This is a genomic window from Bradyrhizobium sp. CCBAU 11361, from assembly GCF_028128935.1.
Taxonomy (GTDB): Bacteria; Pseudomonadota; Alphaproteobacteria; order Rhizobiales; family Xanthobacteraceae; genus Bradyrhizobium; species Bradyrhizobium niftali.
On record NZ_LBJZ01000198.1, the window covers coordinates 118,340 to 134,693 of the forward strand.

At 65.2% G+C, this 16,354-nt stretch carries 15 protein-coding genes; 9 read left to right on the plus strand and 6 right to left on the minus strand.

Features of this window, described 5'->3' with window-relative positions; translation table 11 throughout:
* Window positions 1-5: 5 nt before the first annotated feature.
* The gene (locus tag XI08_RS40400; RefSeq protein WP_271578708.1) at window positions 6-584 is read right to left on the minus strand and encodes a MarR family winged helix-turn-helix transcriptional regulator; all 579 of its coding nucleotides are present in this window, start codon (window positions 582-584) and stop codon (window positions 6-8) included.
* A gap of 666 nt (window positions 585-1,250) precedes the next feature.
* On the opposite strand from XI08_RS40400, the gene XI08_RS40405 reads away from it, so the two are divergent.
* A complete protein-coding gene (locus tag XI08_RS40405) occupies window positions 1,251-2,138 on the plus strand; it encodes a dienelactone hydrolase family protein (protein ID WP_271578709.1) in 888 nt (295 codons plus the stop codon).
* 58 nt (window positions 2,139-2,196) lie between these two features.
* Here the strand turns inward: XI08_RS40405 and XI08_RS40410 are convergent, their stop codons facing one another.
* Both XI08_RS40410 and XI08_RS40415 read right to left on the minus strand, forming a co-directional pair.
* Entirely contained in the window at window positions 2,197-3,465 is a 1,269-nt protein-coding gene (locus XI08_RS40410; protein ID WP_271578710.1) for a serine hydrolase domain-containing protein, read from the minus strand.
* A gap of 122 nt (window positions 3,466-3,587) precedes the next feature.
* A complete protein-coding gene (locus XI08_RS40415) occupies window positions 3,588-4,439 on the minus strand; it encodes an SDR family oxidoreductase (RefSeq protein ID WP_271578711.1) in 852 nt (283 codons plus the stop codon).
* A gap of 156 nt (window positions 4,440-4,595) precedes the next feature.
* Here XI08_RS40415 and XI08_RS40420 point away from each other — a divergent pair, with 156 nt between their 5' ends.
* Window positions 4,596-5,312, plus strand: coding sequence for an HAD family hydrolase (locus XI08_RS40420; RefSeq protein ID WP_271578872.1), 717 nt, complete (start codon window positions 4,596-4,598; stop codon window positions 5,310-5,312).
* A gap of 67 nt (window positions 5,313-5,379) precedes the next feature.
* On the opposite strand, the gene XI08_RS40425 is transcribed toward XI08_RS40420, so the two are convergent.
* Entirely contained in the window at window positions 5,380-5,787 is a 408-nt protein-coding gene (locus XI08_RS40425; RefSeq protein ID WP_027546142.1) for a nuclear transport factor 2 family protein, read from the minus strand.
* An 89-nt stretch (window positions 5,788-5,876) separates the two neighbouring features.
* Window positions 5,877-7,361 (minus strand): mannitol dehydrogenase family protein, encoded by a 1,485-nt coding sequence (locus tag XI08_RS40430; protein ID WP_271578712.1) that lies wholly within the window; start codon window positions 7,359-7,361, stop codon window positions 5,877-5,879.
* Between the two features lie 145 nt (window positions 7,362-7,506).
* On the opposite strand from XI08_RS40430, the gene XI08_RS40435 reads away from it, so the two are divergent.
* The 6 genes from XI08_RS40435 (at window position 7,507) to uxuA (ending at window position 13,766) form a co-directional block, all read left to right on the plus strand.
* Window positions 7,507-8,364 carry a FadR/GntR family transcriptional regulator gene (locus tag XI08_RS40435; protein WP_271578713.1) on the plus strand — a complete coding sequence of 286 codons (858 nt, stop codon included), beginning with the start codon at window positions 7,507-7,509 and terminating at the stop codon, window positions 8,362-8,364.
* Window positions 8,365-8,451: 87 nt separating this feature from the next.
* On the plus strand, window positions 8,452-9,411 hold the full coding sequence (locus XI08_RS40440) for a sialic acid TRAP transporter substrate-binding protein SiaP (protein WP_271578873.1): 960 nt from the start codon (window positions 8,452-8,454) through the stop codon (window positions 9,409-9,411).
* A 116-nt stretch (window positions 9,412-9,527) separates the two neighbouring features.
* Complete coding sequence (locus XI08_RS40445; RefSeq protein WP_135175716.1) at window positions 9,528-10,106, plus strand: TRAP transporter small permease; 579 nt, start codon at window positions 9,528-9,530, stop codon at window positions 10,104-10,106.
* 4 nt (window positions 10,107-10,110) lie between these two features.
* Window positions 10,111-11,517: a TRAP transporter large permease gene (locus XI08_RS40450; protein WP_027546146.1), complete on the plus strand. Its 1,407-nt coding sequence runs from the start codon at window positions 10,111-10,113 to the stop codon at window positions 11,515-11,517.
* Window positions 11,514-12,563: an L-idonate 5-dehydrogenase gene (locus XI08_RS40455; protein WP_271578714.1), complete on the plus strand. Its 1,050-nt coding sequence runs from the start codon at window positions 11,514-11,516 to the stop codon at window positions 12,561-12,563. The genes XI08_RS40450 and XI08_RS40455 overlap by 4 nt, the downstream gene beginning before the upstream one ends.
* 12 nt (window positions 12,564-12,575) lie before the next feature.
* Window positions 12,576-13,766, plus strand: coding sequence for a mannonate dehydratase (gene uxuA, locus XI08_RS40460; protein ID WP_271578715.1), 1,191 nt, complete (start codon window positions 12,576-12,578; stop codon window positions 13,764-13,766).
* A gap of 338 nt (window positions 13,767-14,104) precedes the next feature.
* Here the strand turns inward: uxuA and XI08_RS40465 are convergent, their stop codons facing one another.
* Complete coding sequence (locus XI08_RS40465; protein WP_271578716.1) at window positions 14,105-15,043, minus strand: LysR family transcriptional regulator; 939 nt, start codon at window positions 15,041-15,043, stop codon at window positions 14,105-14,107.
* 211 nt (window positions 15,044-15,254) lie between these two features.
* Between XI08_RS40465 and XI08_RS40470 the strand changes: the two genes are divergently transcribed.
* Window positions 15,255-16,337, plus strand: a complete 1,083-nt coding sequence (locus XI08_RS40470) for an ABC transporter ATP-binding protein (RefSeq protein ID WP_271578717.1) — start codon at window positions 15,255-15,257, stop codon at window positions 16,335-16,337.
* The last annotated feature ends 17 nt before the right edge of the window (window positions 16,338-16,354 follow it).

Below are 16,354 nucleotides of genomic sequence, written 5' to 3' on the forward strand. Positions count from 1 at the left end.
GCCTTCTATTGGCGGTGATGCTCGAAGCTGGTGCATAGCAGATCGACCTCCGGCTCCGCGATCGGCGCGCGAAACAGGCGGCAGCTGAACTCGACCGTCGTCTTGGCGTCCGCCGTGGTGCGATCTTCCCGGAGGAAGATGCAGCGCTTGCAGACGTCGGTATGGTGCCGCTGCTCGGCCGCGTCCGACTGGTCGAGCACGTGGCGGAGCGCGTCGCGGAAACGGATCTTGGCCTCGTCGTCGAGGACGGCAATCGCCTCGACGAGAACGCTGACGGGGTCGCGCGCCAGGAACTTCTTGCCCTGCTGCGTGACGCTCAGCATCACCGACCGCTTGTCCTTGGCCGAACGCTTTCGTTCGAGATAGCCGAGCCGCTCGAGCTCACCGATGATGAACGAGGCGGTGCCGCGCGTGGTGCCGACGTAGCTCGCGAGCGCCGAGGGCGTGCGGGAGAACCGGTTGGCGCGGGAGAGGAAGCGCAGCGCCATCCACTCGCGGTCGCGCAAGCCGTGCTTGGTGCCTTCGAACCAGAGGATTCGTGCGACCTGCTCCAACAGTTCAATCGATTCGCGAGCCAAATTCATTTCACTTCCAGGTCGGATAAAGCTTTATTCAATTGAGCCTTCGGGTAGCGCAATCTGGGTGGACGAGAATGAAACTCTCGGGCGATCCTTGGCCCGGACGGCGGGGCGCACTTGGAAGACGTCTCTCCGTTTCCGGAGATGGAACTTCCGGCCGTGGAACTAGAGCGTCACAAAGAAAGTTCGAGTAAACCGCGCGGCTCAACTCTTCTGAAAATTTCAGTCAAATGACGGCGGCTCGCGTGCGGGATTCCGATAGCGCGCAACATCCGGGCAACATGATGTGTCGTTGCGGCCACCATGGAGCCCATTTGTTGCGGCGAAGCGTTTCGAATTGCGCGAAGGGGCGGAGCGTCTGCAGCCTCTGACCGCGTGAGGTGCGGCGGAAGAACCCCCGTTTTCGGTTAACGGATGTTGCGCCGCAACGCGGCCACGCGGTTAAATCGGGCACACGATCAAATCCGCAAAGCTTGCGCGTGGCCTTGCGCGCGGACGATCGCCGGCCCGCGGCATCATCTCCTTCCAGCTCATGCGGGACATGGGGAGCAGCGTCAGGGACAAGCTTGAAGACCGCATGCTCGCAGGCTGGTGATTTGCGTTTCCCCGGCGACTATTGGCGAATGCGTCGCCCCCGGGGGTACCATTGCAGGCAGCAGGAAGGATAGACTGATGAGTTTCGAAACGACCATGACATCCGACGTCGTCGGGCTGACGAAAGTTGCTCCGGTCTCGCGCCGCGGATTCATGAGCGCCACCGCGGCCGTCGCCGCCGGCTACACGCTCGCGGCAGGTCCAGTCCGTGCCGACATCATCACGACGGACACCAGCGGCCTCCAGGCCGGCGACGCCAGGATCAAGGTCGGCTCCGAGGAGATGCCCGCCTATTTCGCCCGCCCCGCCGGCAACACCAAGGCGCCGGTGATCATCGTGGCGATGGAGATCTTCGGCCTGCACGAATACATCAAGGACGTGACGCGGCGCCTGGCCAAGCTCGGCGCATTCGCAATCGCGCCCGACTATTACTTCCGCAAGGGCGTCGACCTGACCAAGGTCACCGACATCAAGGATCTGCTGGCGGTCGTGAATGTCAAGCCGGACGCCGAGCTGCTGTCCGATCTGGATGCGACGGTGGCGTGGGCGGGATCGCAGGGCGGCGATACCGCCAAGCTCGGCATCATCGGCTTCTGCCGCGGCGGGCGCACCGTCTGGGAATATGCCGCTCACGGCGGTACTCTCAAGGCGGGTGTCGCCTTCTATGGGACGGTGGTCGACCCCGCCAACCCGCTGTGGCCGAAGAGCCCGCTCCAGCTCGCACCCGAGATGAAGGCACCCGTGCTCGGCCTCTATGGCGGCGCCGATACCGGCATTCCCGTCGCCCAGGTCGAGCAGCTCAAGGCGGCGCTCGAGCAGAACAAGAAGACGGCTGAATTCAAGATCTACCCCGAAGCGCCGCACGGCTTCCATGCCGACTACCGCGGCAGCTACCGCAGGGACGCCGCGGAAGATGCCTGGAAGCAGGCCGAGGCCTGGTTCAAGAAATATGGCGTCCTAGGCTGACGCTGGATTCTAAAGGGCGGCCGATCGGCCGCCCTTTCTCTATCAAGGTGCGCTAACGCTACTTTACCATCGCGCCATAGACGATGTCCTGGACCTGCTCGCGATAGTATTTCCGGAGTTCACCGGGCGCCGCCGTTCCCACCACCACGACGAGACGCTCCTTGGGATCGCAGAAGAACTGCGTCCCGAACGCGCCGTTCCAGGTGAACTCGCCGGGATTGCCGGGGACCGACGACAGCCCTTCGCTGGTGCGGACCGCAACCGCGAGGCCAAAGCCGAAACCGCCGCGATGCGGCTCGACGTTCGCCACGTTGTTCTTGATCTCGGGGCCGAGATGGTTGGTCGTCATGTGATGCACGGTCTTCGGGCCGAGGATGCGCTGGCCGTCGAGCTCGCCACCGTTGAGCAGCATCTGCCCGAAGCGGATGTAGTCGCCGACGGTCGCGAATGAACAGGCGCCGCCGCAGTCGAACCTGGTCGGAGTGTCCAGCAGCCTGATGGCTTGCGGCTTCCCCGTCAGCGGATCGTTGGCGAACGGGCGGGCGAGGCGAGGGCGTTGCGCGTCGGTCGGGTGGAAGGTCGCGTCCTTCATGCCGAGCGGCTGCCACACATTGGCGGCGAGATAGTCGCCGAGCCGCTGCTCGCTCACCTTCTCGACAACGGCGCCGAGCACGTCGATCGAAAACCCGTATTCGAACTCAGTCGAGGGCTGATGCGCCAGCGGCAGCTTTGTGATGCGCTCGATGAAGGCGTGGGTTTCGCCTTCGATCGCCGGCGCGACGCCATCAGGGTATTGCCGCGCCACCGGGCTCGATGAGTCCGGGCGGCCGCCATACATCAATCCGGACGTATGCCGGTAGAGATCGTGGATGAAGATCGGCGAGGCCTGTGGCTCGAGCTTGAGCGAGCCGTCGGACTGGGGCACGCCGACCTTCATGTCGGCAAAGCCGGGATAGTAATCGGACAGCCTGGCCTGGAGCGGCAGCCGGCCCTGCTCCATCAGCGTCAAGCCGGCGACCGCTGCCATCGGCTTGGTCATCGAAGCCAGTGCGAAGATCGCGTCAACCGGCATCGGCGTGCCCTTGTCCGGATCGAGCATGCCGTAGGCCTTGTAGTGCACGAGCTTGCCGTCCCGCGCCACGGCGACGACTGCACCCGGCACACGCTTGGCCGCAATCTCGCGCGCGAAGAAACTGTCGAGCCGCGCAAGACCCTGCTTCGAGAAGCCGGCGTCATCAGGGTTGGCTTCGGGCAGCGGTGCGGCGCGCGCCGCACCGAACGTGATGACGGCGGCCGCCGCCGCGATCATGGCGATCGTCTTCTTCATTGTATCCTCCCAAGGCGCGAGCTCGTTATGCAGTGGCTCGCTGAATGCGTAGATCACGATCGCACCGGAGCGAAGTCAAGCGCTGGCAGGGCATGTCTGGGACGCGCCGGAGATGGATGAACCTACCGTCCTTCGCCGGCGCGCCACAGCGCATCCAGGCCGTGCCGGTAGGTCGGATGGGCGAGCGCGACGCCGAGCTCGCGCTTCAATTTCGCGTTGGAGACACGGGCGCTGCTGGCATAGAAGCTGCGCGCCATCGCGGACATCTCGGCAGTCTCGAACGCTTCTTCGGGCGGCGGCGCAACGCCCACGAGCTCCGCGGCATAGGCGATCACGTCCTGCGGCGGTGCGGGCTCGTCGTCGCAGACGTTCCAGGTGCCGCTGCCCTGGTGATGAACCGCGGCCATGATTGCGCTTGCGATGTCGTCGGTGTGGATGCGGTTGAAGACCTGTCCGGGCTTGATGATGCGCCGGGCCGTTCCGGTGCGCAGCGTCACCAGCGCGTTGCGGCCGGGACCGTAGATGCCTGCAAGCCGCAGGATCGCGACATCGCCGCGCCCCACATCCGTCCAGGCCTGCTCCGCTGCGAGCCGCATGCGTGTGCGGTCGAGGGCGGCCTGCGGCGGTGTGCTCTCGTCCACCCAGCTGCCTGCGTGATCGCCGTATACGCCGATCGTGGACAGGTAGATGATCTTGCGCTGACGGCCCGCGGCCAGCACGTCCGCGAAGGCCGCGATTGCGGGATCGCCGCCGCTGCCGGGCGGGACCGATACCAGAAGGACATCGGCGTCGCAGATGCGTTCAACCGTCTCACGGGCCGGACGGCTCCCGGAAAACGGATGCACCTCGATGCCTGCAAGGTCGTCCCGTTTCGCGGGATCGCGTACCGTGCCGGCAATGTGCGAGAAGGCGCCGCCGAATCTGCGGACGAAATGCCTGGCGCTGTAGCCGAAGCCTAGAATGAAGAGCCGCATGCCGCTCCCGTGCAGGTCGGAGTTCCCGTTCGCGCCCCGGCGCGCCTCCGCTCATAAGGGATTTTTGGGTCCGGCAAAAGATATTGCAATTTTACGCGCCTGCCAGTGCAGGCGATGATCACTCGTCACGGAGACGTCATGCGGGAAGTGTCGATCATGCAGGCAGAAGCGGCCACGATAGTGCCATCGGGCGCCGCGGAGCTGATCCGGCGCGCGGCCGCGCTGATCTTCGATGTCGATGGTACCCTTGCCGAGACGGAGGAACTGCATCGGCAGGCCTTCAACCACGCCTTTGTTCGCCACGGTCTCGACTGGCATTGGGACCGTGCCGTCTACAAGGACCTGCTGCGGGTGACAGGCGGCAAGGAGCGCATTCGCGCTTACCATGGAAGGCAAGAGATCGCGTCGCCATTATCGGATGCCGACATCGCCGAACTCCACCGCGTCAAGACCGCGCATTACGCCGAACTGATCGAGACAGGCTGTTGCCCGCTGCGGCCGGGCGTGACGGACCTTCTCGCCGCGTCGAAGGCGCGCGGCCAGCGCCTTGCGATCGCGACCACCACCTCACACGGCAACATCGATGCGCTGCTGTCGCGGGCGCTGGGAAAGCGCTGGGCCGCGGATTTCGATGCGATCGTTGCCGGTGACGACGTCCGCGACAAGAAGCCTGCGCCGGATGTCTATCTCGAAGTCCTGGCGCGGCTGAAGCTGGAGGCTTCCGACTGCGTCGCGATCGAGGATTCCGCCAACGGGCTGATCGCGGCGTCGCGGGCGAACATCCCGGCTCTGATCACGCGCAGCATGTTCTTCTGGGACGATGATTTCAGTGCGGCGCGGGTCGTACTGGACGATCTGTCGGGGCTGGGATGAGGTCGCCAACTAAAAAACTGAAAAACAACCCCATGCACAGTAGAGCGGGCCTGCGTCCCTGCCGCCTTCAGTGAACGCGGTGACTCGTTCTATCGTCTTCAGCCTGTTCGACAATCTGCGCAATCGGGCTCGACTGATGGTGAACCAGGCGCCAGTCGTCGCCGACGCGGCGAAAATGGTTGGCCGCGGCCAAGGCGGTGCCGTCGACGATCTCGATGCAGAGCACGCGCGCGCTGTCGCCGTCGACGATGGCCTGCGGTTCGGCGCAGACGATCTGCGGCCGCTCGGGATTTTGCAGGATGTCGCGCCAGCTCCCGATCACGGTAGCCCGCCCGATGATCGCCGGCCAGCCGGGATGGATGCAGGAAATGGCGTCGTCATCCGCCCACATCCGCTCCATGCCGGCGAAGTCGCCCGTTGAAAAGGCGGCGTAGAAGGCCGCGTTCGCGGCGATGACCTTGCTGTCCTTTGCCATGGCTCTCGGGTGGGCCAAGGACAGGCAAAAATCAAGCGAGACTTCCGTCGATTTTGACCGCAGTGCAGCATCGACGTTCGGGATTGCCGTCACGCGGAAACGTGCGTCTCCACCGCCCGCCGCGCGCCATCCTTATAGAGGCGGCCGAGCGCCGCGGTCACGGCCTCGCGCAGGCGCGGCTCGGCACCCAGCGGCCCGAACACCTTCTCGACCCCGAGCAGTGCCGGGGCGAGCCGTTCGGCGACGGGGCCCGCCTCGCGCGCCAGCGCGGCGAACTCGGCGGCGAGCGGGTCGCGCACGTCGATGGCGCGGCCCTGCTCGTCGCGGGCGGTGACGTAGCGCATCCAGCCGGCGACCGCGAGCGCATGGGTCGCGATTGGCAGCTCCCTGAGCAGGCGATCCCGCATCGCGCCGAGCAGGCGCTGCGGCAGCTTTTGCGAGCCGTCCATCGCGATCTGCCAGGTGCGGTGATGCAGCGCCGGATTGGCGAAGCGCTTGAGCAGCGAGGCGCGATAGGCGGCGAGATCAGTGCCAGCCGGCATCGTCAGCGTCACCGCGGCCTCTTCCATCACCTGCGCGGCGAGACGCGCGAAATGCGGATCCTGCATGGTATCTGCGATGGTCTCGTAGCCGGCGAGATAGCCGAGATAGGCCAGCGCCGAATGGCTGGCGTTGAGCAGCCGCAGCTTCATCAGCTCGAACGGCTTGACGTCGGTGACGAGCTCGACGCCCGCGGCGGCAAGATCGGGCCGGCCCGCCGTGAAGCGGTCCTCGACCACCCATTGCGTGAACGGCTCTGTCATCACGGGCCAGGCGTCGCGAAAGCCCAGCGCCGATGACACCGCATCGCGGTCGGCACCCGTCGTCTCCGGCACGATGCGGTCGACCATGGTCGAGGGAAACGCCGCGGTATCCGCGATCCACTTGCCGAGATCCGTCGAGCGCAGCGCCGCGAACTGCGTCACGATCCGCTGCACGGTGTGGCCGTTGGCGGCGAGGTTGTCGCAGCACAGGACGGTGAAGGGCGCCAGCCCCTGCGCCCTGCGGCGCGCAAGTGCAGCCACGATGAAGCCGGGCGCCGAGCGCGGCGCATCAAAATTGTTCAGATCGTGCACGACGTCCGGGTGCCGCTCGTCGAGATCGCCGGTCTGCGGCGTGTGGCAATAGCCTTTCTCGGTGACGGTGAGCGAGACGATGCGAATGGCGGGATCGGCCATCCGCTCGATCAGCCGCGCCGGGTTCTCGCGTGCGACGACGCTGTCGAGCAGCGCGCCGATGACGCGGTGCTCGGTGCCTTCGGCAGCACGCACGGCAACGGTGTAGAGATGATCCTGCGGGGCGAGGGCGTCGCGCGTATCGGGACTGCGCAGGCTCGCGCCGACGATGCCCCAGGATGCGGTCCCGCTGGCAAGGCAATCGTCGATGACGACGGCCTGATGCGCGCGATGAAAGGCCCCGAGGCCAAGATGCACGATGCCGGGCGTGACGCGCGAACGATCATAGGCCGGGCGGCGGATGCCAGGTGGCAGCCGGTCGAGATTGGCGCGGCCAAGGCGCGTCGAATTAAGGCGCATGGACGTCTCCCCTTTGCTTTGCCGCTGCTTGACATGGCGCCCGTCCTCGGTCAATGCTCCGGTCAATTGGTAAGACCAATTTTCCAAAAATTGGCGGGCCGCCGGGGGCGATGCTTCCCTGCGAGACCCTTTCGGGGAGGCCAGCGTGCCGCTGGAAGCTGTGGAGGCGAGACGGCTCTATCGCCAGGTCGCCGATCAATTGCGAAGCCTGATCGACAGCGGCGAGTACGCGGTCGGCAGCCGCTTGCCGACCGAGCGCGAGCTCGCCGAGCAGCTGAAAGTGTCGCGGCCGACGGTGCGCGAAGCCCTGATCGCGCTCGAGGTCGAAGGCCGCCTCCGTATCCGCGTCGGGTCCGGCATCTATGTGATCGAGCCGGCGGCCGTTGCGGCGCCCGCAACCGCTTCCGTCATCGAGGGGCCGTTCGAGCTGTTGCGCGCCCGCGAATTCCTGGAAAGCGCGATCGCCGAGCAGGCCGCGCGCGTCGCCACCAAGGACGATCTCGCCCGCATCGACGCGTCCCTTTTCGCGATGGAGAATGTCGAGCATCCCGGCGAAGCCTCGATGGTCCACGACCGCGCGTTCCATGTCGCGATCGCCGGAAGTCTCGGCAATGCCGTTCTAGTGCGCGTGGTCGGCGAGTTGTTCGACCAGCGCCTCAATCCCTATTTCGCGCAGCTTGCGCATTATTTCGAGAACCCGGGCACGTGGCGCACCGCGCTCGACGAGCATCGCGCCGTGCGCGACGCGATCGCCGCGCACGACCCGGACGCCGCGCGCGAGGCGATGCGCAATCACCTGGCGCGCTCGCAGGCGCGCTTTGCGCAGAATTTCGGCGCCGTGGCCGCGTCAGGATCGTCCTCGGCGCGACCTCCGGCAGCGCCGGCAAAACCAGAACGGGCACCGAAGAAGCAGTCCGAAAGACAGGCCAAGAAGCAAGCCAAGAAGCAAGCCAAGAAACAAGCCAAGAAACAAGCCACGAGCGGCAGCGCGCGACGGCGATGAGATTGGGCGGCCCGCATTCCTTGGAGGCGGGCGAACAAGAAGCAGACTTGAACGATGGAGGAAAAGTCAGTGTTGAAGAAGATGACGATGATGCTCGCGGTCTCGGCCGCGGCGATGTTTGCGACGACCCATGTCGGCATGGCGCAGACCAAGCTCAAATGGGCCCATGTCTACGAGACCTCTGAGCCGTTCCATACCGCTTCGGTCTGGGCCGCGCAGGAGATCGGCAAGCGCACCAACGGGCGTTATGCGATCGACGTCTATCCGGCGTCCCAGCTCGGCAAGGAAGCCGACATCAACCAGGGCCTCTCGCTCGGCTCGGTCGACATCATCATCTCCGGCTCCAGCTTCGCGGCAAAGAGCTTCCCGCCGATCGGCGTGACCTACTATCCCTACACCTTCCGCGACGCCGATCATCTCCTGGCCTACACCAAGAGCGACATCTTCAAGGAACTCGCCAAGGGTTATGAGGACAAGAGCGGCCACCACATCGTCGCCGTGACCTATTACGGCGTGCGCCAGACCTCGTCGAACAAGCCGATCAAGAGCTGCGCCGACCTCAAGGGCCTGAAGATGCGCGTGCCCGACGTTCCGGCCTATCTCGCGATGCCGCGCGCCTGCGGCGCCAATACCGCGCCGATCGCGTTCGCCGAAGTCTATCTCGCGCTGCAGAACGGCACGGTCGAGGCGCAGGAGAATCCGCTGACCACGATCGAGGCCAAGAAGTTCTACGAGGTGCAGAAGCACATCGTGCTGACCGGCCACATCGTCGACCACCTCAATACGGTGGTGGCGGGTGCGCTCTGGAAGAAGCTGAGCGACGAAGACAAGAAGATCTTCACCGACGTGGCGCAGGAGGCCGCCGCCAAGGCGACCGCGGAGATCAAGCAGAACGAGGCCAAGCTGGTCGCCTTCTTCAAGGAGAAGGGCCTGACCGTGACCGAGGTCGACAAGAACGAGTTCCGCGACACCGTGCTGAAGAATGTCGCGTTCGAGACGTTCGGCTATCGCAAGGCGGATTGGGAACGGATTCAGGAAGTTAAGTGACGACGTAGTCGTCATTCCGGGGCGGTCCACAGGACCGAACCCGGAATCTCGAGGTTCCGGGTCTGGTGCTAACGCACCATCCCGGAACGACGTGAGCCTGTTTGAGGAGTAACCCCATGTCGACCGCCGAAATACACCGGCAGATCACCGCGGACGAGATCGCCCACACCTTCGAGGAGGAGGCGGCGCCAAAGGTCGATCTCGGCATCTACGCTTTCGAGGACTGGGTGGCACTGGCGATCTTCTGGGTGATGGCGCTCGCCGTCTTTCTGCAGTTTTTCACCCGCTACGTCCTCAACGACAGCTATGCCTGGACCGAGGAGATTGCGACCTACTGCCTGATCGGCGTGGTCTTCATCGGCGCCTCGATGTGCGTGCGGCTGTCGCGGCACATCCAGGTCGATCTCATCTATCGCTATTTGCCGCATCTCGTGGCGCGCGCGCTGTCGACGGTCATCGATCTGATCCGGATCGCCTTCTTCGGCTACGCCATCAAGCTGGTCTGGGTCTACATCCAGATCATCGGCGACGAGTCCATGACCACGATCAATCTTCCCAAGGACTACGTCTATTACGCCGTGCTGGCCGGCTTCGTGCTGATGTTCGTGCGCTCGGTGCAGGTGGCGCTGCAACATTTGCGACAGGGCTATTCGATCCTCGAACGTCCCGGCGCCTACGACGGTTTTGAAGGGTGACGTTATGCTGCTGTTGCTTGGTGGTTTTCTCCTCCTGATGCTGCTCGGTGTGCCCGTGGCGATTGCCATGGCTGCGTCGTCGCTGCTCTACATCCTGGTCAGCGGCGTGACGCCCGACGTCACGTTGGCGCAGCGCATGATCGCCGGCGTCGAGAGCTTTCCGCTGCTCGCCGTGCCGTTCTTCATCCTGGCCGGCAATCTCATGAACATCGCCGGCGTCACCGGCCGCATCTACAAGTTCGCGGTCGCGCTGGTCGGCTGGATGCGCGGCGGCCTCGGCCACGTCAACATCATCGGCTCGGTGATCTTCTCCGGCATGTCCGGGACCGCGATCGCGGATGCCGCCGGTCTCGGCACCATCGAGATCAAGGCGATGAAGGACCACGGCTACTCGACCGAGTTCTCGGTCGGCGTCACCGCGGCGTCCGCAACGCTCGGCCCGATCATCCCGCCGTCGCTGCCCTTCGTGATCTACGGCATGATGGCGAACGTCTCGATCGGCGCGCTGTTCCTCGGGGGCGTCATTCCCGGCATCGTCATGACGCTTCTGATGATGGCCACCGTCACCTACTTCGCGCACAAGAACAAATGGGGCAGCGATACGCCGTTCTCCTGGCCGCAGCTCGGTTCGGCCGGGCTCGAGATCGCCATTGTGCTCGCTTTCCCGCTTGCGATCTGGCTGATGGTCGTTGCCGGCATGTCAACCAACATGGCGGTGGTCATCGGGCTCGGCGCGCTGCTCGCGATCGACTGGTACTTCGACTTCTCGGCGGTGATGGCGCTGATGGCGCCGGTGATCCTGATCGGCGGCATGACGCTCGGCTGGTTCACGCCGACCGAAGCCGCGGTCGCCGCCGTGATCTGGTCGCTGTTCCTCGGGCTCGTGCGCTACCGCACCATGACGCTGAAGACCGTTGCGAAGGCGACTTTCGACACCATCGAGACCACGGCCTCGGTGCTGTTCATCGTGACAGCTGCGTCGATCTTCGCCTGGCTGCTGACGGTGTCGCAGGCTGCGCAAATGCTCTCGGACTGGATGCTCAGCATCACCCACAACAAATGGGTGTTCCTGGCGCTTGCCAACGTCCTGATCCTGTTCGTCGGCTGCTTCATCGACACCACGGCGGCGATCACCATCCTGGTGCCGATCCTGTTGCCGATCGTGCTCAAGCTCGGCATCGATCCGATCCATTTCGGCTTGATCATGACGCTGAACCTGATGATCGGCCTGCTGCATCCGCCGCTCGGCATGGTGCTGTTCGTGCTCGCCCGCGTGGCCAAGCTTTCGGTCGAGCGTACGACGGTTGCGATCCTGCCCTGGCTGGTGCCGCTGATGCTCGCGCTGATCGCGATCACCTACATCCCCGAACTGACCCTCTGGCTGCCTAAATACATGGGACTCTCCAAATGACCTCCACTGCTCTCGCCGCAACCCTGTTCGGCCCCGAAGATCTGCGCATGATCGAGCATCCGCTCGACAAGCTCGCATCAGGCATGGTGCGCATCCGCTTCGGCGCCGGCGGCATCTGCGGCTCGGACATGCATTACTTCCGCCACGCGCGGACCGGCGATTTCGTTGTGAAGTCGCCGCTGGTTCTTGGCCACGAGATCTCGGGCGAAGTCGTGGAGATCTCCGGTTCCGCCGCGAACCTCAAGGTCGGTGACCGCGTCGCCGTCAATCCGTCGCGCTGGTGCGGCCATTGCGTCGCCTGCCGCGAGGGCCGGCCGAACCTCTGCGAAAACATCTATTTCATGGGCTCGGCGTCGAAGACGCCGCACATGCAGGGCGGCTTTGCCAATTACTTCGACGCGATCCCCGCGCAATGCGTGAAGATTCCCGACCACGTGTCTTATCAGGCGGCAGCGCTTGCCGAGCCGCTCGCGGTTTGCCTGCATGCGGTGGCGCGCGCCGGCAATATCGAGGGCAAGCGCGGCATCATCTTCGGTGCCGGCCCGATCGGACTTTTGACCATGCTCGCCGCACACCGCGCCGGCATGGCCGACATCACGGTGGCGGACATCGCGACGGCACCGCTCGCCTTTGCGACCCGGCTCGGCGCTTCGCATGTCGAGAACGTCTCGGCCGGCGCGGAGGGTCTGAAGGCCCAGGCTGCTGCGCGTCCCTACGATGTCGCATTCGAGGTCTCGGGCACCGCCGCGGGCCTTGCCAGCGCGATCGGCATCATCAGGCGTGGCGGCGTTGTGGTGCAGATCGGCAATCTGCCGGGTGGCCAGATCCCGACGCCGTCGAACGCCGTGATGGCGAAGGAGATCGACCTGCGTGGCTCGTTCCGCTTCGGCTTCGAGTTCATGACGGCGGTGGAACTGATCGGCGCCGGCAGCGTCGACGTGCTGTCGCTCGTCACCGCCGAGCGACCGCTCTCGACCGCACCCGATGCGCTGCGGCTGGCGCTCGACCGCTCGCAGAGCGTCAAGGTCGTGCTAACCGCGAACTGATCGGAGAGACCCATGATGCTGGAGGGATGGCGCTGGTACGGGCCGGATGATCCGGTCTCGCTCGACGATGTCAGGCAGGCCGGGGCGAGTGATATCGTCTCGGCGCTGCATCAGGTGCCGATCGGGGAGGCCTGGACACGCAAGGCCGTCGAGGAGCGCAAGAGCTTCATCGAGAACGGTCAGCCAGGCCGCTCGCAACTGACCTGGTCGGTGGTGGAATCGATTCCGATCCCCGACGACGTCAAGCGGCTCGGGGGCAAGGCGACGAAGTCCATCGAAGCGTGGATCGCGAGCCTGGAGGCGGTGGCCGCTTCCGGCATCAAGATCATCTGCTACAATTTCATGCCGGTCGTCGACTGGTGCCGCACCGATCTGGAATGGGAACTGCCGAACGGCGCCCGCGCCATGCGCTTCGACCAGGACCGCTTTGCTGCGTTCGAGCTGCACATCCTCAAGCGTCCTGCCGCTGCGCAGGAATATTCACCGGAGCAGCAGGCGCGCGCCAAAAAGCTGTTCGACCAGATGAGCCAGGCCGACATCGACTACCTCGTCATGGTCATCGCCAGCGCGCTGCCCGGCTCGACCACCGAGCCGATGACCATCCCGCAATTCCGCGACCGGCTGGAGACCTACCGCGATATCACGCCAAAGATCCTGCGGCAGCATCTCGCCGAATTCCTTGCGCGCGTGACGCCGGTGGCCGAGCAGCTCGGGGTGTCGCTGACGCTGCATCCGGACGATCCGCCACGCCCGCTGTTCGGCCTGCCGCGCATCGCCTCGAGCGCCGACGACTATCAGGCGCTGTTCGATGCGGTGCCGTCGAAGGCGAACGGCATCTGCCTGTGCACGGGCTCGCTCGGCGTGCGGCCTGAGAACAACCTGCCCGATATGGCCGAGCGCTTCGGCCCGCGCATTGCATTTGCGCATCTGCGCGCGACCAAGCGCGAGGCCGACGGCCTGTCGTTCTACGAATCCGACCATCTCGACGGCGATGTCGACATGGTCGCGGTGCTGAAGGCGCTGCTGAAGGAGAACGCGCGGCGCGCACCCGACAAGAGAATCGTCTTCCGTCCCGATCACGGCCACCGCATGCTCGACGATCTCGCCGCCACCAAGCGCACCAATCCGGGCTATACCGCGATCGGCCGCCTGCGCGGCCTCGCCGAGCTCCGCGGCGCGATCAGGGCAATCGAGCATCATTGAAGGAAGCTTCGCCTCTCCCCGCGCTGGTCCGCCGAAGCTTTAGCGAAGGCGGATGCGGGGAGAGGCGGGAGTCTACCCGCACCGTCATTGCGAGCGCAGCGAAGCAATCCAGAATCCCTCCGCGGAAAGACTCTGGATTGCTTCGCTGCGCTCGCAATGACGTGGAGGGAGAGGCGCCGAAGTTTCACAGCGTCATGGCCGGGCCTAGCCGTCCGAAGAACGGCGTCGCTTCCGCTCGCCTATGTCCGGGCCATCCACGCCTTGGCCCGCGGCACGAAGAACGTGGATGCCCGGGACATGCCCGGGCATGACGACCTCTCGTGAAGTTCACTCGCCGCTCAATAGCACGCCGCCATCGCGCCGAGTTTGGGATAGAGCTTGTCGATCGCGGCGATCTCGCTTTTCATCTGCGCGATGATCCAGTCGCGGATCTCAGTGGCGATGGGGCGCATCGGCCGGTTGCGCGGCGGCAGGAATTCGCAGATGCGGCGCGTGGTGGTGAGCGTGTCGGAGGCCGGCACCAGCGCGCCGGTCAAGAGCCAGTGCGAGGCGACCGTTAGCCAGCCCAGCGCGATGCCCTGGCCGAGCAGCGCAGCCTGCATCACGACGGCATAGTCGGTGAAACTCAGCGCCTTGGCCGCACCGCGGCGCCCCGTGAGAAGCGATGCGTAGTCCGTGGCCCAGTCGCCCGGCGTCTCGGCGAGGCGGATGATGGTGTTGCCTTCGGCCGGATCGGTCGCGCCGAGATAGGCTGGGCTGCACATCGGCAGCATCACTTCCTTCATCACCAGCGTGCCGCCGGACGACGGCTCGTCGCGGTCGCGAAAGCGCATGCCGAGATCGACATTCTCTACCGGCCCGCGCAGCGCGCCGGAAATAAGCTGGAAGCGCAGGTCCACCTGCGGAAACTGCCGCTGCAGCTTGTCGATGCGCGGCATCAGCCAATGCGTTGTGAAGGCGGAGGAGACCGACAGCGTCACCGTCTCGGTGCCCTTGCGGCGCCGCTCGATCTCGACGAGGCCGCTTTCGATACTGCGAAAGCCTTCGAGCACGCGGCGATACAAGAGCTCGCCCTCCTCGGTGAGCACCGCGCGGCCAGCCGTGCGATCGAACAGGCGGACGCCGAGATGCTCCTCGAACTGTCCGAGCATCCGGCTCACTGCCGGTTGCGTGACGTTCAGTTCGGCGGCAGCAGCCGTGAAACTGCCATTGCGCGCCGCTGCGTCGAAGACGAACAGGGCGTTACTGGAGGGCAGCATCCGGCGCAGCTCGGGCATAACACCATGTTATGGGCGCGGTGAGAATTTGGCAATTGCCGAGTTTTGCCAAGTCTGGTGTCATTGGCATGACAGCCTAAAGACAGGGGCTTCGAGCGAAGGATTGGTTGCAGTGCACGCTACAACCAGGAGTGCTCCAAATCCCTGTCTATAAAGCAGGCTTATGGCGCGCAGTGAGGCACGCCGGCTGAGGACATGGCGAGGTCGATCGTTGGACAAACGAGCGGAAAGCGTCGAGATCAGGTCCGCGAGCAAGGCTTACGGCGCGGTTCGCGCCCTCGACGACGTGTCCTTCAATGTCGGCGCCGGTGAGTTCGTCTCGCTGCTCGGCCCCTCCGGTTCCGGCAAGACCACGCTGCTCGGCATTTTGGGCGGCTTCATCCTGCCATCGTCAGGCACCATCCTTTTCGGCGGCCGCGACGTCACTTACATGCCGCCGCACAAGCGCGACATCGGCGTCGTGTTCCAGAACTACGCGCTGTTCCCGCACATGAGCGTCGGCGAGAACGTCGCCTTCCCCTTGCGCGCGCGCCACCTGCCGAAGGCGAGTTGGCCCGACAAGGTGCGCGCCGCGCTGGCGATGGTCGGTCTTGCCGGCTACGAGGAACGCGGCATCGCGCAGCTCTCCGGCGGCCAGCGCCAGCGCGTGGCGCTCGCACGCGCCATGATCTTCGAGCCGCGGCTGATCCTGATGGACGAGCCGCTCTCCGCGCTCGACAAGCAGCTCCGCGAATCCATGCAGATCGAGCTGCGCGCGCTGCACCGGCGCATCGGCGCCACCATCATCTACGTCACCCACGACCAGCGCGAGGCGCTGACCATGAGCGACCGCGTCGCCGTGATGAAAGACGGCCGGCTGATCCAGATCGACGAGCCGGCGCGCCTGCACGACCATCCCGCCGATTCCTTCGTTGCAAGCTTCATCGGCGAGGCGACGATGTTGCCGGTGCGCCGCGTCGATGCCTCCAGCGTTGCGCTCGGCAACGCCCTGTTGCGCAGTGCCCGCGCCATTCCCGACGGCGATGCCCTGATGCTGGCCGTGCACAGCGAGAAGCTGCTGATCGACGACGGCGCGCAGGATGCCGCCTGCAACCGGCTCAGCGGCACCGTCACCGACATCGTCTACCAGGGCGAGAGCTTGCGCATCTTTCTGGCGCTCGAAGGCGGCGTCGCGCTCAGCCTGCGCCAGCCGAGCTATCACCAGGCCTACAGCCGCATCCCGCCGCTCGGCGGCAGCCTCACCGTCACCCTCCACCCCGAGGACACCATCGTCGTCCCCAGGGTGGGGGACTGAACTTAAGCCCAATCCAA